Source organism: Nitrosomonas sp. Is35 (assembly GCF_033063295.1).
Taxonomy (GTDB): domain Bacteria; phylum Pseudomonadota; class Gammaproteobacteria; order Burkholderiales; family Nitrosomonadaceae; genus Nitrosomonas.
In genome coordinates, this window is the sequence record NZ_JAWJZH010000001.1 from 1,261,111 (window position 1) to 1,283,245 (window position 22,135).

Annotated in this window: 19 protein-coding genes; 10 read left to right on the top strand and 9 right to left on the bottom strand. The window is 50.5% G+C overall.

Annotation, left to right across the window (positions count from 1 at the left end):
- Positions 1-8 precede the first annotated feature (8 nt).
- A complete protein-coding gene (locus R2083_RS05805; RefSeq protein WP_317530959.1) occupies positions 9-458 on the top strand; it encodes a hypothetical protein in 450 nt (149 codons plus the stop codon).
- Between the two features lie 95 nt (positions 459-553).
- On the opposite strand, the gene R2083_RS05810 is transcribed toward R2083_RS05805, so the two are convergent.
- The 3 genes from R2083_RS05810 to R2083_RS05820 all read right to left on the bottom strand — a co-directional run bounded on the left by R2083_RS05810 (position 554) and on the right by R2083_RS05820 (position 2,339).
- Positions 554-916: an exosortase system-associated protein, TIGR04073 family gene (locus tag R2083_RS05810; RefSeq protein WP_317530958.1), complete on the bottom strand. Its 363-nt coding sequence runs from the start codon at positions 914-916 to the stop codon at positions 554-556.
- A gap of 60 nt (positions 917-976) precedes the next feature.
- A complete protein-coding gene (locus R2083_RS05815) occupies positions 977-1,501 on the bottom strand; it encodes a hypothetical protein (RefSeq protein ID WP_317530957.1) in 525 nt (174 codons plus the stop codon).
- 295 nt (positions 1,502-1,796) lie between these two features.
- The gene (locus R2083_RS05820; protein WP_317530956.1) at positions 1,797-2,339 is read right to left on the bottom strand and encodes a hypothetical protein; all 543 of its coding nucleotides are present in this window, start codon (positions 2,337-2,339) and stop codon (positions 1,797-1,799) included.
- 203 nt (positions 2,340-2,542) lie between these two features.
- Here R2083_RS05820 and R2083_RS05825 point away from each other — a divergent pair, with 203 nt between their 5' ends.
- Both R2083_RS05825 and R2083_RS05830 read left to right on the top strand, forming a co-directional pair.
- The gene (locus R2083_RS05825) at positions 2,543-3,412 is read left to right on the top strand and encodes a phosphoribulokinase (RefSeq protein ID WP_317530955.1); all 870 of its coding nucleotides are present in this window, start codon (positions 2,543-2,545) and stop codon (positions 3,410-3,412) included.
- 151 nt (positions 3,413-3,563) lie between these two features.
- Complete coding sequence (locus tag R2083_RS05830; protein WP_317530954.1) at positions 3,564-5,762, top strand: UvrD-helicase domain-containing protein; 2,199 nt, start codon at positions 3,564-3,566, stop codon at positions 5,760-5,762.
- Between the two features lie 18 nt (positions 5,763-5,780).
- Here R2083_RS05830 and R2083_RS05835 read toward each other — a convergent pair whose 3' ends face one another.
- The 4 genes from R2083_RS05835 to R2083_RS05850 form a co-directional block, all read right to left on the bottom strand.
- Positions 5,781-6,647: a BPSS1780 family membrane protein gene (locus R2083_RS05835; RefSeq protein WP_317530953.1), complete on the bottom strand. Its 867-nt coding sequence runs from the start codon at positions 6,645-6,647 to the stop codon at positions 5,781-5,783.
- Between the two features lie 44 nt (positions 6,648-6,691).
- Complete coding sequence (locus R2083_RS05840; RefSeq protein WP_317530952.1) at positions 6,692-7,642, bottom strand: homoserine kinase; 951 nt, start codon at positions 7,640-7,642, stop codon at positions 6,692-6,694.
- 78 nt (positions 7,643-7,720) lie between these two features.
- A complete protein-coding gene (locus R2083_RS05845) occupies positions 7,721-8,170 on the bottom strand; it encodes a DUF2782 domain-containing protein (RefSeq protein ID WP_317530951.1) in 450 nt (149 codons plus the stop codon).
- A gap of 9 nt (positions 8,171-8,179) precedes the next feature.
- Positions 8,180-8,899, bottom strand: coding sequence for a TIGR00730 family Rossman fold protein (locus R2083_RS05850; protein ID WP_317530950.1), 720 nt, complete (start codon positions 8,897-8,899; stop codon positions 8,180-8,182).
- A gap of 15 nt (positions 8,900-8,914) precedes the next feature.
- Between R2083_RS05850 and polA the strand changes: the two genes are divergently transcribed.
- Positions 8,915-11,656: a DNA polymerase I gene (gene polA / locus R2083_RS05855; protein ID WP_317530949.1), complete on the top strand. Its 2,742-nt coding sequence runs from the start codon at positions 8,915-8,917 to the stop codon at positions 11,654-11,656.
- A gap of 31 nt (positions 11,657-11,687) precedes the next feature.
- On the opposite strand, the gene R2083_RS05860 is transcribed toward polA, so the two are convergent.
- Positions 11,688-14,213, bottom strand: coding sequence for an Rne/Rng family ribonuclease (locus R2083_RS05860; RefSeq protein ID WP_317530948.1), 2,526 nt, complete (start codon positions 14,211-14,213; stop codon positions 11,688-11,690).
- Positions 14,214-14,651: 438 nt separating this feature from the next.
- On the opposite strand from R2083_RS05860, the gene R2083_RS05865 reads away from it, so the two are divergent.
- Entirely contained in the window at positions 14,652-15,650 is a 999-nt protein-coding gene (locus tag R2083_RS05865; protein ID WP_317537837.1) for an RluA family pseudouridine synthase, read from the top strand.
- A 30-nt stretch (positions 15,651-15,680) separates the two neighbouring features.
- Here the strand turns inward: R2083_RS05865 and R2083_RS05870 are convergent, their stop codons facing one another.
- A complete protein-coding gene (locus tag R2083_RS05870; RefSeq protein WP_317537838.1) occupies positions 15,681-16,325 on the bottom strand; it encodes an arylesterase in 645 nt (214 codons plus the stop codon).
- Between R2083_RS05870 and R2083_RS05875 the strand changes: the two genes are divergently transcribed.
- The 5 genes from R2083_RS05875 (at position 16,324) to R2083_RS05895 (ending at position 22,057) form a co-directional block, all read left to right on the top strand.
- Complete coding sequence (locus R2083_RS05875; protein ID WP_317537839.1) at positions 16,324-17,010, top strand: ABC transporter ATP-binding protein; 687 nt, start codon at positions 16,324-16,326, stop codon at positions 17,008-17,010. The genes R2083_RS05870 and R2083_RS05875 overlap by 2 nt on opposite strands.
- 61 nt (positions 17,011-17,071) lie before the next feature.
- Positions 17,072-19,582: an ABC transporter permease gene (locus tag R2083_RS05880; protein WP_317537840.1), complete on the top strand. Its 2,511-nt coding sequence runs from the start codon at positions 17,072-17,074 to the stop codon at positions 19,580-19,582.
- Positions 19,583-19,586: 4 nt separating this feature from the next.
- Positions 19,587-20,780 (top strand): radical SAM family heme chaperone HemW, encoded by a 1,194-nt coding sequence (gene hemW, locus R2083_RS05885; RefSeq protein ID WP_317537841.1) that lies wholly within the window; start codon positions 19,587-19,589, stop codon positions 20,778-20,780.
- A gap of 44 nt (positions 20,781-20,824) precedes the next feature.
- On the top strand, positions 20,825-21,628 hold the full coding sequence (locus R2083_RS05890; protein ID WP_317537842.1) for a formate/nitrite transporter family protein: 804 nt from the start codon (positions 20,825-20,827) through the stop codon (positions 21,626-21,628).
- Positions 21,629-21,646: 18 nt separating this feature from the next.
- On the top strand, positions 21,647-22,057 hold the full coding sequence (locus R2083_RS05895; RefSeq protein ID WP_317537843.1) for a hemerythrin domain-containing protein: 411 nt from the start codon (positions 21,647-21,649) through the stop codon (positions 22,055-22,057).
- Positions 22,058-22,135 lie beyond the last annotated feature (78 nt).

Genomic DNA, 22,135 nt, shown 5'->3' on the forward strand with positions numbered 1-22,135 from the left:
GAGAATCAATGAAGTTGTTAGTTTTGCCATTCCTGGCGATTGCATTGCTGGGCTGTACTGCGATCACAGCCGGTCATCAGCGTCCTGCGCTTGATGTCAAACTGATCGGGGTATGGACAGGTGAATACCTGGAAGAAGGCGGTACGTTAAAACGTTGGACGCAAACGAGAAATGCCGATGGCACCTATACCATCGAGTTCAGTTTCATGGAGAAGGATGATACGGCGCAGAGTTTTAGCGAATCCGGCCGCTGGTGGATCAAGGATGGTTTATTCCATGAGATTGCGTTACCGGAAAAAGGGCATCCCGATAAATACCGCTATTCCTTTAAAAAGAAGGATTGTGTCAGTTTCGTACTGGTTGAAAGCGAAGGATTTGCGGAAGAGGAAGACAGTTATGTATTCAGCGAATGCCTGGAAGCGGACTCACCACCGGCAAATTTTGGTAAGTCCATTTAGTTTTTAAGAAAACTTTTTCTTTGTAAACTGTAGTGATTGTTTTCTGCCACTGCATTTTCTGCTGAGAATGGACAGTGGCAGAAATAGTGAAGCGATTAGCGCATGTGCGCTTCGACAAAAGTGGTTTCGCGGTTGAAATCATCCCAGATGTTGGCTGGTTTGACAAAAGGCGTTGTCGGTACCAGGAAGGTTGCAATATCGAACGCTCCGCTCAGTGAGCGGCCTACCGCATTGGCGATACCGGTTAGAAAACCGACGGTCATGCCGTGAACGACGCCATCCCGGTTGCCAACGATTGTGATTGTTTTCGGTATTTCAACAACCCCGGTCACCGCGTTTGCAAGGCCATTTCCCAGTTTTTCTACAACTTTGTCAGGATACTGGTCAGCCAATACTAATTGAGGGGCTGCTAAAAGCATCGTGCAGACGATTAATAGTGCTTGAATCGTTCTTTTCATGGTCAATCCTATCGAGTAATTAATTAAATTTTCATTCTATCGAAATGCCGGGTAATTTTTCTACTTGCCATCCCCTGGTTTGGCAGGTTGTTTCAGAATGCCCAGGATTCCTTCAACATCGCGCTCGATCCGGCTTTCCGCATGTCCTAGGTTTTGCAGTTCCGTTCTGATTCTGTAGGCAATTTCCAGCGCGAGCAAATCCATGGTGTTTTTGTCACCTTTCTGCGATGCCGCTTGATACTCTACTTGGAACCGGTCGATCGCGTTCAGTATGGTATCGTTCTTGATATTCAAACTGGCCAGGATGGAATCCAATTCATATTTCAGATTACCGGATAATGCAGGTTGCGCCAGCTGAGGCCCTTGTTCCGGTTCATAAGGCATATATTTAGGCATCAAGACCGAGAACATGAACAGCGCTACACCCGATCCCACAGTGGTTGCTACAAACTGCCAGATTTTATATTCCTTTCCTCGCAGTTTTATGGTGCTGGTCCGTTTCACACCAAACCAGGCTTGAACGATTATTCCAATTAAAAACAGAATGGCACCAAATGCCATGATAATAGGTACAAGCGGATGCACAGTTTTACTCCTATGTTCTTATCTTAAGGTTCAAATGCAATGGGTAAAAAAACTAATTGTGAGTTTCTATCCTGAATCGCCGGTTACTCATGCAACAGCGATCGTTTTCAACACATATTCTAACGTAATATGATACTGAGTGATGGGTTGTTTGATAAGCAATGATCTATCCATTTGAACACGAATTCATGCCAATCCCGCTGTAAACTTTTCTCACCGTAATAAAGCTCTGGGTATTGATGACCCGCAATGTTATACCGGTTATCGAGATCAATGCGCGAATCAAAGCGAGAAATTATCGCGGTGGCGGCGGCGGGGGATTACCCGGGGGCGGAGGCGGTGGAGTAAAATTAGATGACGCAGGTACCGTGCCGCCGCCGGTATGTGCGGGCGGACCGCCGCTGATTCGGCCGGATACCGGAACGCGATGCCCTTTGGCATACATGCATTGAATATAGCCCATGTCATAGCGCTGCTGATTGACGTATGCGGAAGTGCTGGCCGTGCCCGAACCGGCCAGTCCGCCGGCTAGCAAACCGGTACCCGCGCCGATCGCCGCGCCTCCACCGCCTGCGATGGCGGCGCCTGCCGCCGCGCCAAGTCCGGCACCGATCGCTGCACTTTCCACACCACTGGCTTGTGCCGATTGCCGTGGCGTTATACCGCCGACTTGCTCATAGGCATAGCGGCGGCATGCGTAATCGTCATAGCGGAACTGCTCGAAGCTTTTACCGGAACCCGGCAAGGTCATGACGCTGGGACCGGTCGGTAAACTGACGCAAGCTCCCAGCATGCAGGAAGCTATCGACGGTATGATCAGTTGTTTGATTGCTTTCATGGTGCTTTCACTCCATTATCGTGCCTACGGGTTCAGGGGCTGCGCGCCGCCAAGCGGTGGTATTTTTCGCTCTGTGGATTCGTATAATTCTTTCAGACAAAGTTCAATGCAAAGCAATTATCCCTGTCAAAGATTAGCAGAAAAAAGGTATCATATAGGATGCAAAATTTTAATAGTGATATATATTTTAGGAGAAAATAAGAATGTCGCAAAAACACCCGGTTATCGCCGTTACCGGATCATCAGGTGCAGGCACCTCAACGGTTAAAACCAGTTTTGAACATATTTTCCGCCGTGAGAAACTCAGTGCGGTGGTGATCGAGGGTGACAGTTTTCATCGCTACGATCGTGAAGCAATGAAACAAGCCGTAGCCGAATCAGAAAAAAACGCCGGCCGTCCGATCAGCCACTTCGGTCCTGAAGCCAACGAATTTGAAAAATTGGAAGCGCTGTTTAAAGAATACGGCGAGAAAGGCACGGGGCAGAAGCGTTTGTACTTGCATAACGAAGAAGAAGCTGCGCCTTGGAATCAAAAACCGGGAACATTCACACCTTGGTCGCAGATTCCAGCCGGTTCCGATTTGCTGTTTTACGAAGGACTGCATGGCGGCGCCAAGAGCGATACCGCTGATGCTGCCAAATATGTGGATTTATTGGTCGGTGTAGTGCCTATCGTCAACCTGGAGTGGATTCAAAAAATCTATCGCGACACCAATGCGCGCGGTTATTCAGCTGAAGCTGTCACGCACACCATACTGCGCCGCATGCATGACTACGTGCATTACATCACGCCGCAATTCTCGCGTACACATATTAATTTCCAGCGCGTGCCGACGGTTGATACTTCCAATCCGTTCATTGCCCGGGAAATTCCGACATTGGACGAAAGTATGGTCGTGATTCGCTTTAGACATCCTGAGACGACGGATTTTCCATTCCTGCTGAGAATGATCCATGATTCGTTCATGTCCCGTCCTAACACTATCGTTGTTCCTGGCGGCAAAATGGGCATGGCGATTGAACTGATACTGACGCCGCTGATTTTGGATATCGTTGCCAAAAGCAGGGCATAGTAGTTTCTAACCAACGGCCGGTTAATTCGTGAATTACGATATCAAGTGCAAACTCTGATCTATCGTATTCCGGATTAATCAGTGCGTTGAAAATGCATTCGATCCCCTTGGTTTCAAGTCTAGTCAGTCCGTCGCTGGCTATATCGGCCATATGACTTCTTTATTATCCAATCTCAATCCGCAGCAACTCGAAGCCATTACGCTGCCGCATCAATCGGTACTGGTGCTGGCTGGCGCCGGTAGCGGCAAAACCCGTGTACTGACAACACGTATTGCTCATTTGATCCAGTCGGGGCAAGCGAATCCGAACGGCATCCTGGCCGTGACATTCACCAATAAGGCAGCCAAGGAAATGTTGACGCGCATTACCGCAATGCTGCCGGTTAATCCGCGCGGTATGTGGATCGGCACGTTTCATGGTTTATGCCATCGCATGTTGCGGACGCATTTTCAGGATGCTGGTTTGCCGCAAGCGTTTCAGATTCTCGATTCCGCCGACCAACTGGCTTTGATCAAGCGCATTCTGAAAGACTTATCGGCTGATGAAAAAAAATTCCCGCCGCGCCAGGTGCAATGGTTCATCAATAATGCCAAGGAAGCCGGATTGCGTGCGGCGTATGTTACGGTTGAAGATGCTTACTCGCGCCGTATGCTGGAGTTTTATCAAGCGTACGAGCAGCAATGCCAGAAGGAAGGTGCGGTGGATTTTGCCGAATTGCTGCTGCGCAGTTATGAACTGCTGAATCGCAATGAAATTCTATGTCAGCACTATCGCCAGCGCTTTCATCATATCCTGGTGGATGAGTTTCAGGACACCAACCCGCTGCAATACAAATGGTTGAAGTTACTGGCGGGTACCGGAACAAAAAATGCCGCGGCGGTTTTTGCCGTCGGCGATGACGACCAGAGTATTTATGCGTTTCGCGGTGCTTATGCCGGCAACATGCGGGACTTTGAGCATGATTTTGGTATCACCAAAGTTATCAAACTCGAGCAGAATTACCGTTCGCACGGCCATATTTTGGATGCAGCGAATGCTTTGATCGAAAACAATAGCGAGCGATTGGGGAAAAATCTCTGGACGGCGGAAGGCAAAGGCGAGCTATTGCGGGTTTATAACGCGCCGAATGATTTCGACGAAGCGGCGTTTATCGTGGGAGAAGTCAAAGCATTGCATGCGGAAGGTGTTGCCTTGTCGGAAATGGCGCTGCTGTATCGTTCCAATGCGCAGTCGCGGGTGCTTGAGCACAGTTTGTTCAATGCCGCGATACCGTATCGTGTGTATGGTGGTATGCGGTTTTTCGACCGGCAGGAAATCAAACATGCATTGGCCTATTTGCGCTTGATTGCCAATCCCGGCGATGACAGCGCGTTATTGCGGGTGATTAATTTTCCGGCGCGTGGTATCGGCGCTCGTGGACTGGAACAATTACAGGAAGACGCCAAAGTGCTTGGTGGCAGTCTGTGGATTGCCGCTGTGCAAAAGTGCGGCGGTGAATCGGCCGTGCTGCAAAAATTGCCGGAGATGTTAAAAGGTATCGCGGCATTCGTGCATTTGATTCTGAGCATGCAGCAGTACTGTAAAGCATTACCGCTTCCGCAAATCGTTGAGCACATGCTGACAAGCAGCGGATTACTGGCGCATTACGGCAAAGAGCGCGAGGGCGCGGAAAGGCTGGAAAATTTAAACGAGTTGATTAATGCTGCGACCAGTTTTGTGCATGAAGCGGAAAACGACAGCTTGGCGGAATTCCTCGCGCACGCATCGCTGGAAGCCGGTGAGCATCAGGCGGGCAGCGGCCAGGATGCGTTGCAATTGATGACGGTGCATGCCGCCAAAGGATTGGAATTTCACAGCGTTTTTCTGAGCGGTTTGGAAGAAGGATTGTTTCCGCACGAGAATAGTTTGAATGAAATCAACGGCATTGCTGAAGAGCGGCGGCTGATGTATGTGGCTATGACGCGTGCGCGCCGCCGGTTATATCTCAGTTTTGCGCAAAGCCGCATGCTACATGGTCAAACCCGCTATCACATCGCATCGCGTTTTCTCGATGAAATCCCGCAAAACTGCTTGAAATGGCTGCAATCAGCACCGCGAATGAATCAAGGTGCCTACGCTTCCAATAGCGGCAGTCAAACCGCAACAAATTATTCAAGGACCGCCTACGGTCAGCCAAAATCTTCCGGTGGGGAGTGGCGCATCGGACAAAATGTCTCGCATGCCAAGTTCGGCGACGGCGTTATCATCAACTACGAAGGCAGCGGCAGCGATGCGCGCGTTCAGGTTAATTTCGATCATGCCGGTGCGAAATGGCTGTTGCTCGAATATGCCAAATTGACCGCGCTTTAATGACCATGTATTACACGCTCAGCGTTCGTTTTGATCTTTATCCTGAGGTTTATTTCCGGTTGTAGCCGTTTCCTCTTTGGCTTCAGGCTCATGTTGTTGTCCCGGTTGTTGATCGGCATCGCCCCAATTGGCTTTTTGTAAATCCGCTTCGGATTGGTTGTTTTTGAAGCGGATGGGTTCATTCAGGAAGATGTCTTTGTAACTGACATAGATGGACGCGAAAATGGTTGGAATCAGAATGATCAGACCGGCGCCATAAGGCATCACGCTGATAATGGTCAGCACGATGAGCGTAACGCCATACAACTGAAATGGTATGAAGTTTCTCAGGCAGGCAAAAAAGCTTTTTTGCATGGCTATAATGGGCGGTACGTTCTCAAACACCACCAGCAGCGGCGAGAACCAGGAAGCCATCATCAATGGAATGGAAAGCGTCAGCGCAATCAAGGAGGATGTCAGGAAACTGCTCATCACGCCCATCAGTTCACTTTCATCGACTCTTTTGCCGTAGAGCATCATGTCGGTCATTTGCGAACCGCCGATCAACATAACCAGACCGATGATGAGAATCTGCCCGACCAAATAAATCCCGCCAATCGTGATGAGCGGCACGGTATTGGTCCTGAAAGCAGCAAATAAGTGCGTCATATCAAGCGATTTGCCTTGTTCCATGTCCTTGCATCCCAGCATGATTCCTGCGAGAAATACCGGTGAAACCAAGGTAAAAATAAATTTTCCCAGCAATGGGATCAACGACATCGATATGGCGATCAACATCAGGGTGAAGCACACAAAAACCCAAGCCAGCGGTGCTCTGCGGAACATGTAGAAACCGCTTAGAATCCATTGTAATCCCTGTTTTGCGTGAACTTGATGAATTTCCATTAATGTTTCTCCAGTTAATTTCAGTAAACGGTTTTAATGAAGCGTTATATCCAGAGCTGCTGTAGTTTTACTGAATCGCGCGCATGATTTTTTAATATTTCCCGGAAGTGCGCCGGATCTTTGGCGTGTGTCAATTCCCCCGGGCGCGGTAAATGATAGTCGTACAAACGGGATACCCAGAAACGCAGTGCGCCGGCACGCAGCATGGCAGACCAGGCATCGTGTTCGGCCGCGTTAAGCGGACGTACGGCATGATAAGCTTTAATGAGCGCCAGCGTGCATGATTCATCCAAGACTTTGTTCTCAGTCATGCACCAGTCGTTGACCGTAATGGCCAGATCATACAAGAACGCATCGTTGCAGGCGAAATAAAAATCGATGACGCCGCCGATGGTATGCCCGGTAAACAGAATATTGTCGCGGAACAAGTCGGCATGAATAACGCCGCCAGGTAATGTGCCGGTTTGCTGCGATCGTTGAAAATTCAATTCTGCTGCAAGCAAGGATTGCTCATCGGCGGAAAGAAAAGGGGCAATCTCGGGCGCTCTGGCTTGCCACCAAGGAAGTCCGCGCGGATTACTCATTCGTCCCGGATACGAGCTGCCCGCCACATGCATTTTAGCCAGTATCCGGCCGACTTCCGCACAGTGTTCCGCGATGGGATGCATAACGGATTGTCCCGGCAGGCAGGTTACGATCGTTGCCGGTTTGCCGTTGAGTTCGCCCAGCAATTGCTGATCCAACATCGCAACCGGCGCGGGGCAGGGAATGCCGTGCCGGGATAAATGCGCCATCAGATTCAGATAATACGGCAGTTCGTCGCGCGTCAGCTTCTCGAACAGCGTCAATACAAATTTGCCTTGCGTAGTCGTGACGAAATAATTGGTATTTTCGATGCCCGATGAAATACCTTGCAATTGGACTAACTGACCCAACGCATAATTTTGTAACCAGACCGTGAGCTGGCTATCGGTAACAGGTGTAAAAACTGACATGGGCTAACAGAATAAAAAAGCGGAAAAGTGGAAACAGAAAGGTTTCATCGGATTACGTGCTTTCGCTTTTTATCGGGGTTAAAATTTCAAGAATTGCCACATTGGCGGACTGACATCAATACCGGCATCGCCTGCGTGCGTATGGCCGCGGCTGATATTTTTTTTCAGATAATACGGCGGACCGATGCGCGGAATCACCTTGATCATCATCAATTCTCCGTTGACGCGATGCTCTTCAATGGTGTCTTCGCCGCGCTTGATGATGGTCACTTGCGTTTCCAGTTCGGGATCCGGCTGAATATCAGGCGGAAGCGGTGGAGGATCCGCCAATTCTTTAGGTAACTCGGGAGGCTCCGGCAATGGAATGAGGTTATCCGGGTGCGAAAGCTTTTTAGCCTGCTTCGGCTGATCGGATTGCGCCATGGCAGGCAATGCAGAAATGATCACCAAGATAAAAATAAGTGGATACAGGTACATCATGTTGGTTACCGGCGGGTCGAGATTAACGGGTATTCTACCTAAAATCATCGCGGACAGTTAAAGATTGAGTTGAATTTCTCGCTCGGCGGCAGTCGGTTCAAATCCGCTGCTTTCATAATATTTAAAAATGGCATTGACGATTTGATCCGGTTCATCAATGACCTGAATCAGATTCATGTCCTCCGCCGATATGAAACCTTCAGTGATCAAAGTGTTCTGAAACCAATCCAGCAAACCGCGCCAGAATTGCGAATACACGAGAATGATCGGCATCTTGCGGGTTTTGCCGGTTTGCACCAATGTCAGCGCTTCCATTAATTCGTCCAGAGTGCCGAAACCGCCGGGCAGCACAACGTAAGCCGTGGCAAATTTGACAAACATATATTTGCGCGCGAAAAAATGCCGGAAAGTCTGGCTGATATCCTGATAAGCATTGCGATGCTGCTCGTGCGGCAGCTGGATATTCAATCCGATGCTGGGTGATTTGCCATAATAAGCGCCTTTATTGGCAGCTTCCATGATACCAGGGCCGCCGCCGGAAATGACCGCAAAACCGGCATCGGAAAGCTGTTTGGCAATCTGCTCGGCTAATTTATAGTGCGGATTATTGGGGTCGGTGCGCGCGCTGCCGAAAATGCTCACGGCGGGCTGGATGGTATCAAGACGTTCTGTTCCTTCGACAAACTCTGCCATAATGCCGAACAAGCGCCATGATTCTTTTGCTGACCAGGGTTTATCCACAGACAAATGCGTGGCCGGTTTATCGTATAGGCTCATAGGAAAATCTTATCAATGAAAACATTGTTGCTGGTTGACGGTTCATCGTATTTGTATCGCGCTTTTCATGCATTGCCAGACTTACGTAATCATAACAATGAACCGACCGGTGCAATTCATGGCGTGCTCAATATGCTGCGGCGCTTGCACAAGGATTACCACGCCGATTATAGCGCGTGCGTGTTTGATGCAAAAGGTAAAACTTTCCGCGACGAACTGTATCCCGACTATAAAGCGCACCGGCCGCCAATGCCGCGCGATTTGGCGGTGCAGATCGAGCCCTTGCATGCTTGCATTCGCGCGATGGGATGGCCGATGCTGATCGTCGATGGCGTGGAAGCCGACGATGTCATCGGTACGTTGGCGAAACAAGCCGCCGCTGCCGGTATGCGTTGCATCATCTCGACCGGCGATAAGGATATCGCGCAGTTGGTGAATCCGCAGGTGATGTTGGTGAACACCATGAGCAACGAAGTGCTCGATGAAGCGAACGTGCAGGTTAAATTCGGTGTGCCGCCGGATCGTATGCTGGATTATTTGATGCTGGTCGGCGACACGTCCGACAATGTGCCTGGCGTGCAAAAAGTGGGTCCCAAGACAGCGGTCAAGTGGCTGGCGCAGTACGGATCGCTGGAAAATCTGATTGCGCATGCCGGTGAAATCAAAGGCGCGGTCGGTGACAATTTACGTCAGGCACTCGGTTGGTTCGATACCTCGCGTCAATTAATCACGATTAAATGCGATGTCGATTTGCCTGTGAGCATTACCGATCTTGCGCCGCAGCCGCAGGATACCGAGCGATTAGCCCAGTTGTATGAACAGCTCGATATGAAATCGTCTTTGCGCGAATTGCGCCAGCAGATGATCGAGAGCCAATCCGGATCGATTGCTGTTAATGAAATGCCGGGTGACGCGATGAACGATAGCAGCACTCCTGCCGCAGCGGATTGCCCCGCTATGTATCAAATGATTTTGACCGAAAGCGAGTTGGACGAATGGTTAATCCGGCTGGATACAGCGCCCTTGGTGTCAGTGGATAGCGAAACGACCAGTCTTAATCCGATGCAGGCGAAACTGGTAGGCATTTCGTTTTGCATTGAAAGCCATCATGCAGCGTATGTTCCGCTGATGCACAACTACGCCGGTGTACCGCAGCAGCTTGCGCTTGAGGCGGTATTGAATCGATTGAAGCCATGGCTGGAGGATGCGGCAAAACCCAAATTGGGGCAGAACTTGAAATACGATAAGCATGTGTTCGCCAATCATGGAATTCAGTTGAACGGCATTGTGCATGACACGTTGCTGCAATCGTATGTGCTGGAATCGCACCGGCCGCATAATATGGATAGTCTGGCGCTGCGTCATTTGGATGTGAAAACCATCAGTTATGACGATGTGACCGGCAAAGGCGTGAATCGCATCGGGTTCGACGAAGTGGCACTTGATATCGCCACGCAGTATGCCGCGGAAGACGCGGATATCACACTGCGCTTGCACCAAACGCTGTATCCCGGCATTCAGAAGGATGAACGGTTGAACTACATTTATCGTGAAATAGAGATGCCGGTTCTGGATGTGCTGTTTGAAATCGAGCGCAACGGTGTGCTGTTGGATTATAAACTACTGCAAAGGCAGAGCCACGAATTGGGTGAAAAATTGCAAATACTGGAGCAACAAGCGCATACGCTGGCAGGACAACCCTTCAATCTGAATTCACCGAAGCAAATCCAGGAAATTCTGTTTACTCAACTCAAACTGCCAGTTATCAAAAAAACACCCACCGGTGTGCCTTCCACCGATGAAGATGTGCTGCAACAATTGGCACTGGATTACCCATTGCCCAAACTGTTGCTCGATTATCGCGGTCTGGCCAAACTGAAGTCGACCTATACCGACAAACTGCCATTGATGATGGATCGCAATACCGGCCGGGTGCATACCAATTATGCACAGGCGGTCGCTGTGACCGGGCGTTTGGCCAGTTCCGATCCGAATTTGCAGAATATTCCGGTGCGTACCAGCGAAGGCCGTAGAATCCGCGAAGCATTCATTGCGCCGCCGGGTCACAAAATCATTTCAGCGGATTATTCGCAAATCGAGTTACGCATCATGGCGCATATTTCCCAGGATGAAGGATTGCTCAAGGCATTTGCCGCCGGAGAAGATATCCATCGCGCAACGGCTGCGGAAATTCTCGGAATTCCGCTGGATCAAGTTGATCAAGAGCAGCGCCGTTACGCCAAGGTGATTAATTTCGGTTTGATCTATGGCATGTCGGAGTTCGGCCTGGCGTCTCAACTTGGTATCGAACGCAGTGCCGCTCGTGCGTATATGGAACGGTATTTTGCCCGCTATCCGGGGGTGGACACGTATATGCGGCAAACTCGCGAAAAAGCCAGGCAACTGGGGTATGTGGAAACCGTGCTGGGACGCCGGTTATGGTTGCCCGAAATCAATAACGCCAATGGAAACCGCCGCCAAGGCGCGGAGCGAGCCGCCATTAATGCACCGATGCAAGGTACTGCCGCCGATATCATCAAGCTGGCGATGATCGCGGTGCGTAACTGGCTGCATCAGGCAAGGTTAAACAGCAAATTGATCATGCAGGTGCACGATGAGTTGGTTCTGGAAGTGCCGGAGAATGAAGTGGCAGTAGTCAAAAACACCTTGCCGGAGTGTATGGGCAATGTGTTGCAGCTGGATGTGCCGCTGCTGATCGAAGTCGGTGTTGGGGATAATTGGGAGCAGGCACATTAGACTCAGTGTGCCTGCTGCTTGTTACAGGTGCTTATTCGCGCGTTTCAACTTGCATCAGCGGCTCGGTTTGTGGCGTGGCGGCTTTTCTAACCCTTCTGCGTGGTCTTTTAGGGATAATGATCTCATCAGTTACCATTTCGACTTTCTCGGGTGGCGTTTCTATCATGATCAGGCCGCTTTTGCTCAAATCCGGAAGTTCCTTGGGCACACTGATTTCCGCTATTGGGGCTGGAATCGGCGGAGATTCGGGTTGAATGGTACTGTTTTGCACTGTTTGATTAGCTGCCGGTGCTCTCCTGCTGGATTGCTTTTTAGCAGCGGGAGGCGGTGAATCTTCGTTAGCAGGTATCGCTTCCGCTGCCACTACTGCTGGTTGCAGGCTGATTGGATATTCATCCTGTTGAACAGCATCACCGGGTGCTTCATCAGTCACGGCTTCATGGTTTTCCGCAGCATTTCTCGCTTGTCCGTTATGGTCACGGTTTTTATTGCCACGATGCCGGCGGCTTCGTCTGCGTTCATCGGTTTTCGTACCGCTGCTTTCAGCGTTTCCTGTTTCCGCGGTAGAAATATCGGTAATCTCGGCGGCTTCCACAAAGCCTGTAGTAGCTGGCTGAGCGACTCTCCTCGGATTGTTCCTTGGAGACTCCGCAGCTACTGAATCATATTGAGATGATTGCCCGGATTCCGGATTATTGAAATCCTGCGCCGCACCGGTTGAATCTGGTGCATCGCTCTGCTTGGCCGGTTTTTGCGCGGAAGTATCTTTGCGCTCATTGCGGTTGCGCCCACGGCGTCCACGCGAGCGTCCACGCTCCTGCTGCCGGGTTTTATCTTCAACAGGCTTTTCTTCAAGATCAATCCTTGTTTCTTCGCTGTGTGCGGGCTTAAACCAGCTGAAAAATTTATCCAGCAGCGAGGTATCGCGTGATCTATCTTCGCGGATCGGTGCAGGTTGAGCGGGTGTTATGCCTTGAACTGCGGCTTGAGGACGGGTGGGCTTGTTTCTTTGCTCGGAAATGACCGGGTTATTTTCCTCGGTATTTTTTTCGACTAGTTTATAACTCGCTATGGATTCGTTTGCTTTGCTGTCTTCGTGGCGTATTCGGGTAATATTGTACGTGGGTGTTTCAATATGGATATTGGGTATGAGGACGATACTAATCCGCTGTCGCACTTCAATATCATAAATTTCCGCTCGCTTCTCATTCAGAAGATAAGTGGCCACATCCACCGGAAGCTGGACGTGCAATGCACTGGTATTTTCTTTCATGGCTTCTTCCTGGATGATTCTCAGCACATGTAATGCCGAAGAATCGGTTCCGCGGATGAATCCGGTACCGTGGCAGCGTGTGCACGGAATATAATTGCTTTCACCCAGGGAAGGGCGCAGACGTTGCCGTGATAACTCCAGCAGACCAAAGCGCGATATTTTTCCGACTTGGATGCGCGCGCGATCTTGCCGCAATGCTTCGTGCAGCCTGGCTTCAACTTCACGTTGATTGCGTTGCACATCCATATCGATAAAATCGATGACAATCAATCCGCCTAAGTCGCGCAAGCGCAATTGCCGGGCGATTTCATCGGCAGCTTCAAGATTGGTATTTAAAGCGGTATGTTCAATATCCAATCCACGGATAGCGCGTGCTGAGTTGACGTCAACGGATACTAACGCTTCAGTGTGATCGATCACGATTGCGCCGCCGGAAGGAAGCGTAACCTGCCTGGAATAAGCGGTTTCTATCTGATGTTCGATCTGAAAGCGTGAAAAAAGCGGGACATCGTCGTGATAAAACTTCAGGCGATCGACATTGGCGGGCATGACATGCGCCATGAACTGACTGGCTTGTTCATAGATATCGCGGCTGTCGATTAAGATTTCACCGATTTCCTGGCTGAAATAGTCGCGGATCGCGCGAATCACCAAGCTGCTTTCCTGATAGATCAGAAAAACACCATCCTGATGATTGGCTGCTTCTTCAATTGCATACCAGAGTTGCGTCAGGTAGTTCAAATCCCATTGCAACTCTTCCGTGCTGCGGCCAATTCCGGCGGTTCTGGCAATAATGCTCATTCCATCAGGCACTTGGAGCTGCGCAATTACTTCGCGTAAATCGTTGCGCTCTTCGCCTGTGATACGGCGTGATACGCCTCCGCTATTGGGATTGTTGGGTATTAAAACCAGATACCGGCCAGCCAGTGAGATATAGGTTGTCAGCGCAGCACCTTTTGTGCCACGTTCATCCTTATCGACTTGTACGATTAATTCCTGGCCTTCTTGCAATAAATCCTGAATGCGGCCATTGGCGGTACCATTTTCGGCAAGACAAGAGGAGGCTATTTCTTTGAAGGGTAAAAAACCGTGACGTTCGCAGCCATAATCTACAAATGCGGCTTCCAGACTGGGTTCTATTCGTGTGATGACAGCTTTGTAGATATTGCTTTTACGTTGTTCCTTACTGATAGATTCGATGTCAAGGTCGATCAGTGTCTGACCATTGACGATTGCAACTCGCAACTCTTCAGGTTGGGTCGCATTAAATAACATTCGTTTCATTTACAAGCCTTACGTGTTCTATTTATAAATACACTACCCGCAATTTCTTCGGTTAGATTTTTTTGGTATGCGTAGTTGTAATGACGAGGCTTTGATTTAATAATTTTATTGTAATGCTTATTTATCAATTCAATTATTTTATTATTATATTTCAGTATCTTATTTTTATTGGTGAAATTCTTTTCGTGTTGAAGTCATTAAAGCTCGTCCATGCTCTACTTAGCAGGTTTTATTGTCCTCGTTTAAGGTAACAGATTTTACATAAAGTTCCAAATAGAACTTTGTTTTATGTCAATATTATTATTAACACTGTTTGTAGCGAGTAAGGACGGTAATTTTACAGCAACAACTTTAAAAAGAAATAAGTAAAATCTTTAGATTTTTGTCAGAAATCTGCATTTCTTTTCATCAATAACCGAAATAATCAAAAATGTGACAATGAATACTCAATCCCCTGCGTCAATCGTCAAAAAATGCATAGGAGAAGAAGAAAACGATCAGCGGATTGATAATTTCTTATTCAGGCGTTTTAGGAATGTACCGAAAAGCCACATCTATCAATTGGTGAGAAGCGGTCAGGTTCGTGTTAACGGAAAACGGATAGATGTCAGTTACCGCCTGCAATCGGGTGATATGGTACGGATTCCGCCGATCAAGATCACCGAAAAAATTGCCGCCAAACAGATTGCCCCGGCTAATTTTTTTAACTTTACCGTTTTGTACGAGGATGACGCATTACTGGTGATTGATAAGCCGAGCGGTATGGCGGTTCACGGTGGCAGCGGTATCAGTTTCGGTGTCATCGAACAGCTGCGCACTCAGCATCCAACCTGGAAATTTCTCGAGCTGGTGCACCGCTTGGATAGGGAGACATCCGGCGTGCTTTTGCTGGCGAAGAAACGAAGCGCGCTGGTTGATTTGCACCGGCAAATTCGTGATGGTTTGATGGAAAAGCATTACCGGGTGATGGTCAAAGGGGAATGGCGTAACACCAAGCAACATGTCAAATTGGCGCTCGACAAATTTGTGACAGCAGCCGGTGAACGGCGTGTGATGGTTGCCAGCGGGACTCACAAAGACAGCAAGCCGATGCAGGCGCATACGATATTTACACTGCAAAAATCCTGGAAAAATTTCAGCTTGCTCGATGCGGAGATTAAAACCGGGCGGACACACCAGATTCGCGTCCATTTGTCGCATCTCGGGTTTCCCATCGCCGGTGACGATAAGTACGGTGATTTTGAAGTGAACAAGCAACTGGCTAAAGCCAGCGGAAGAAATAAGCTGACGCGTATGTTTCTGCACGCTCACACGCTACATATCACACACCCGGTTTCGGGAGCGCGCATGCAACTGCAATCGCCGTTGTCGATGGATCTACAGAAATTTATCGATGGTTTGGAGCATGCGCAAGCGTCACACACTCGCGAATCTTAAGTGAATGAGTCCAGGTGCTATAATGCGTTGCTAGTTTTCCGGGGTGGCGGCAACTTGTTTGGTTTTGAACATGGTGTATAAAACTTCCCAAACATTTTCTACAATCTTTTTCTGCGCAACTTCGTTCGGGTGTATTCCATCGGCCTGAAAATATTCGTGTTTATCACCAAAACCGGCTAGTAGAAACGGTACTAATTTGATTTTATAATTTTCAGCGAGTTGCGGAAAAATAGCCTGGAACTTTTGTGTATAAGTCATGCCATAATTGGGCGGCAGTTGCATTCCAGCCAGTAAGACCAAAGCGTTGTGCTGTTGACATTTTTCAATGATCGCCGCCAGATTGTTATAGATGGATTTAATTGCCGCGCCGCGTAAACCATCATTTGCACCAAGCTCAAGGATAATAATCTCAGGCTGATGTTTCTCAAGGGTTTGCTGAATCCGGTTGCGGCCACCCAGCGTGGTTTCACCGCTGATACTGGCGTTGATGATTTGATAATCGGCAAATTCGGATTGTAACCGTTGCGTGAGCAATGCAACCCAGCCGGCTTCTCTCGCTATGCCGTAATTGGCGGACAGGCTATCGCCAAAGACCAATACTGTTTTGCTGGATGCAGTAGCGGGGGTGGCGAAAGTAAAAACAAAAATCAGAATAATCAGGAAATTTTTTTTCATGTCAGATAATCGTATTAATCAACCCATTCTTTGGACGCAGGCGCTCACCAAACAAGTGAATACCGGCGATCAGCAATTGACTATATTGCAGGATATCGAATTGCAAGTAAATCCTGGTGAAGCGGTTGCAATTATAGGTGCATCCGGTTCCGGTAAATCGACTTTATTAGGGCTGCTGGCTGGATTGGATTTGCCGACTTCCGGGAAAGTTCATCTGGATGCGGTGGATATTTTCTCGCTGGATGAAGATAGCCGGGCGGCATTGCGCGGCAGGATTCTCGGTTTTGTGTTTCAATCATTCCAGCTATTGCCTGCGTTGACTGCAATTGAGAACGTTATGCTGCCGCTCGAATTGGCCGCCACCGGCAACGCGGAAGCCACTGCGCGAAGATTGCTGGAACGAGTCGGATTGGGTCAGCGCCTGCATCATTATCCCAAACAGTTATCCGGTGGAGAGCAGCAACGGGTCGCCATTGCACGCGCGTTTGCAACCGATCCGAAATTGTTATTGGCCGATGAACCTACCGGCAATCTCGATTCGGCTACCGGTGTGCAAATTATCGATTTGATGTTTGAACTCAATCGCGAGCATGGCACGACCCTGGTACTGGTTACGCATGATGAATCTTTGTCGCGGCGTTGTGCGCGCCAGATTCGCTTGGCGGATGGGCGGTTAGTGCGGTAGTTGCAAAAACTGAGCAGCGCGGGTATTTATTCTCTATTTCTTCATCAAGGCTCTCATTTTCATGAATCATTTTAAGCTGTCTTTGCGCATGCTGCATCGCGATTGGCGCGCGGGTGAGCTCAACGTTTTGCTGCTGGCTCTGATCATTGCCGTCAGTGGCATTGCCACGGTCGGGTTTTTTGCCGACCGGGTGGAATCGGCGCTGGCGCGTGAAAGCAATCAATTGCTGGGCGCGGATTTGCTGGTTATTTCGAGCCAGCCGCTACCCGAGCAATACGCCGGTGAAGCTCGGCGTCTTGGTTTGTCCGTTTCATCGCTGACCAAACTTGCCAGCATGCTCTCCCATGAGGACAGCAATCTTCTAACTGAGATTAAGTCGGTTACCGAAGGCTATCCGTTACGCGGACGTGTGCATTTGGCCAATCAGTCATCACAAGCCTCCGCGGCGCAAGCAGAAATTCGTGCAGCCGATGGAATTCCCCAGCCGGGCACCATCTGGGTCGATGAAAAAGCCATGACCCGGTTGGATCTTAAGATGGGCGATGTGGTCGATGTCGGCATTACCCAATTGACAGTCACCGAGCTGGTGGTGCGCGAACCGGATCATTCGGTAGGATTCATCAACATGGGGCCGCGCGCTATCATCAACGCCGCCGATCTGGAAAAAACCGGACTGATACAGGAAGGCAGCCGTGTTTCCTATCAATTGCTGATCGCGGGTGAGCCGCATGTGGTGCAGCAATTCCGTGATTGGGCAAAACCGCAACTGACTAAAGCGCAGAGACTCGAAGGCATACGCGATGCGCGTCCGGAAATTAAAGCCGCGCTGGAGCGCTCGGAAAAATTTCTTAGCCTGGCAGCGCTGGCCAGCGTGGTTTTGGCCGCCGCTGCAATTGCCTTGGCCGTGCGCCGTTTTACCCAGCGCCATCTGGATGGTTGCGCCGTGATGCGCAGTTTGGGCGCCAGCCAGCGTCAGCTGTTTTATCTGTATGTTTATTATTTCGTTGCCCTGGGAGTGATCGCCAGCAGCATTGGCTGTTTGCTCGGTTTCGCCGCGCAGCAAATTTTGACGCATTGGCTGACCGGCCTAGTCGAAACCGAATTACCGTGGCCGAACTGGCTGCCGGCGGTGCAAGGTCTGCTGGTGGGGATGGTTTTGCTGCTTGGGTTTGCCTTGCCGCCCGTGCTCAATTTACGCAGCGTTCCGGCATTGCGCGTACTGCGCCGGGATATCGGTTTATCCAATGCACACAGCATCGCGGGCTATTTACTGGGGCTGGCGGCGCTATCGCTGCTGTTTATTTGGAAAGCGCAAGACCTGAAACTGGGGCTTTATATCGTGACGGGATTTATCTCGGCCATCGCCATTTTTGGCGGTCTCGGCTGGTTGCTGATCCGCTTGTTGTCGAGCCTGCGGCATCAGGCCGGTGGTGCGTGGCGCTATGGTCTGGCCAGTATCCGCCGTCGCGCGGTTTCAAGTGTTCTGCAAGCTGTGGCGCTGGGATTGGGATTGATGGCTTTACTGGTGCTGACCCTGATCCAGGATGATTTGATCGACGATTGGCACACCAGCTTGCCGCCGGACGCACCGAATCATTTTCTGGTGAATATCCAGGCGGATCAGCTGGAACCGTTGCAGGAATTTTTCCAGCAGCATGAACTGGAACCGCCACGGATGTATCCGATGGTTCGCGGCCGCTTGATCAAAATTAATGGCAAGGAAGTATCCGCGGAGGATTATGCCGATGACTTGCATGCGGAGAGGCATATCCGGCGCGAATTCAATTTAACCTGGGCCGATGAACTGGGAACGGATAACGAAGTGGTGCAGGGTGCTTGGTGGGCTGCCGGTACACAGAAAGCGGAATTGTCGATCGAAGAAGGCATCGCCAAAACCATTCGCGTCAAGCTGGGCGATGAACTGACCTACGATATCGCGGGTAGTCATTTTTCCGCCAAAATCACCAGCATGCGGAAAATCGATTGGGATACTTTCCGCGTCAACTTTTTTGTCGTTGTGCCGCCCGGTTTGCTGGAAAATTACCCGGCCAGTTACATCACCAGTTTCTATGTGCCGCCAACGGAAATTCATCGAGTGCATGAATTGGTTAAAGCGTTTCCGAATATTCTGGTGGTCGATGTGGCGACGGTGATCAATCAAGTTCAGCAGATGATCCAGCAGGTTTCGCAAGCGATTGAATTTGTCTTTGTGTTTACACTGCTGGCCGGCTTTGCTGTGCTGTACGCCGCGATAGCCGCAACGCAGGATGAGCGCATCTACGAAGCGGCTATTTTCCGGGCACTGGGCGCGCGGCGAGAGCAATTGTCGCGCGCCTGGGCCGCGGAGTTTGCGATCCTGGGCGGACTATCCGGATTATTCGCCTCGGCGGGCGCCAGCGCATTAGGGTATGTGATCGGTAAGCATGTGCTGCATCTTAATTACACGTTTAATCCCTGGATCTGGGTGGTGGGCGTGTCCATCGGCGTGGCCGGTGTGTTAATCGCCGGTTTGCTGGGTACGCGCTCAGCGCTATCGAGTCCGCCGTTGTTGACCTTACGTAAGATCGGATAAATCGATGACCGGTTTGCCAGTTCCAAAACTTAAAGCACTGCCGCCGCTGAGTTTGTATATTCACATTCCCTGGTGTCTGAAGAAATGCCCCTATTGCGATTTCAATTCGCACGAAATTCGCGGGCAGGACGATCAAACACCCGAAGACGAATATGTGGCGGCACTGCTACGCGATCTTGAACTCGCCCTGGCCGATGTGTGGGGGCGGCGCCTGAGCAGCGTATTTTTCGGTGGCGGTACGCCCAGCTTGTTCAGCGCCCGGTCGATCGATATCATCTTGACGGCGGTGCGTACATTGCTGCCGCTGGAACATTTCGCCGAAGTCACGCTGGAAGCCAATCCTGGCACGTTTGAAGCGCAGAAATTCGCCGATTTTCGCGCCGCAGGCATCAACCGTTTGTCGATCGGCATTCAAAGCTTTAATCCGCGGCACCTGAAAGCACTGGGGCGGGTGCATGACGACCAAGAGGCGCATCGCGCCGTCGAGATTGCGCAAAAGAATTTCGACAATATCAATCTCGACCTGATGTATGCGCTACCCGGGCAAACCTTGCCGCAAGCGCAAAACGATATCGAAACCGCATGCACTGCGGGTGTCACGCATATTTCCGCTTATCATCTGACGCTCGAACCGAATACACTGTTTCACCGTTTTCCGCCGGAACTACCCGATGACGAACAAGCGGCGGCGATGCAGGAAATGATTGAACAAGTTACGGCAAGCCAGCAGTACTGTAATTACGAAACCTCGGCGTTTGCACGCCCAGGCAAGGAGTCGCGCCATAACCTGAATTACTGGCAGTTCGGCGATTATCTGGGGATTGGCGCGGGCGCGCACAGCAAAATCAGTTTCGCCGATAAGATCGTGCGCCAAATGCGTTACAAGCAACCGAAAGAATATCTGGCCAAAGCGCAATCCGGTGAATCGTTGATTCACACACACCAGGAAGTGACTGCTGAAGACCGTGGCTTTGAATTCATGATGAATGCGCTGCGGCTCACCGGCGGATTTGATACGGCATTGTTCCAGGGGCGCACCGGTCTGCCGCTCAGCGCCGTGCGGCAACAGCTGGATGAAGCCGAACAACGCGGTTTGCTGGTGTACGATCATCTGCGCATCAAACCGACCATCTTGGGCAGACGATTCCTCAACGATTTACTGCAAATCTTTCTGCCGGAAAAAAATTCCGCCGGATAATACGCTAAAATCGCAGCCTCGAATTTGTCATTGGAGAATGCGTCATGGCGTATGTAAAACCGGAAGAAATCGTTGAAAACATGCTGCAAGCGGGGGCGAAAAAAGCCAACCTGCCGGTCGGACAGCTGTTGCTGCGTGGTTTTTTGTCCGGCGCTTTCCTGGGTTACGCCACCACGCTGGCGATTCTGGCAGCGACGCAAACCGGCTGGGGCATCGCCGGCGCCTTGGTGTTCCCGGTGGGTTTTGTCATGATCGTGCTGCTCGGACTGGAACTCGCCACCGGTAATTTCGCGTTGATCCCGATTGCCGTTAAAGACAAAAGAGCGCCGTTCAATCGCCTGCTCGTCAACTGGACCTGGGTGCTGACCGGCAACCTGATTGGCAGCGTCACCTACGCCTACTTATACTGCATCGTGGCCACTAAAATGGGCTCTATCGACCCCGCCACTATCCCGGCATTGCAACGCACTATCACCATCGCCGAAACTAAAACGCTCGAATACGCCAAACTGGGCTTCGACGGCACGATCGCTGCGTTTACCAGCGCAATGCTGTGTAACTGGATGGTAACCTTGGGCGCTGTCATGGCCTTCACTTCGACCAACACCATCGGCAAAATCGCCGCGATGTGGCTGCCGATCATGACCTTCTTCGGTTTGGGCTACGAACACGCCATCGTCAACATGTTCGTCATCCCCGCCGGTATGTGGCTGGGTGCGGATATCACCATCGCGGATTGGTGGTTGTGGAACGGATTGCCGGTGATTGCGGGGAATTTGTTTGGCGGGATGATTTTTACCGGGTTTATGTTGTATTGGAGTTATGGTAAATCGGCTAATCAGCCTTGACTATTTGGATTCTCACTTATGCCCCGAACCGGCGCTTTACTTGCATTATCCCGTGAGCACCATTCGTCGCTGGTGTTAGCGCGTGCTGTCCGTCAAGCAGCGGAGAGCGGGGATAGTGCGGTTCTTCCAGCGATGAAGCAGCGCATCGAAGAACATTGGCGAATCGTATTGTGTGAGCATTTCGCTCGAGAAGAACAATTGCTGCGTTTGGCGGCGGATGCGGTGGATACTGAATCCGCTGCACGTGTTTTGGCTGAGCACGCGGAATTGCGCGGGCTGGCTTGCGGGCCTTGTGAATTGGATTTGCCTGCGCGAGTGCAGCGGTTCGGCGAATTATTGGCTGCGCATGTCCGCTATGAGGAGCGTGTGCTGTTTCCGCAATTGCAATCGCATCCGAGCATCGATTCCGCAGCTGCGGAGTCAATTTAGGGCATGTCAAGCGGGACGGGAAGAATCGAGTGTTTTCCGGAATTTCGTCCGGTTAGAAAAACAAATCCCGCTACGCGA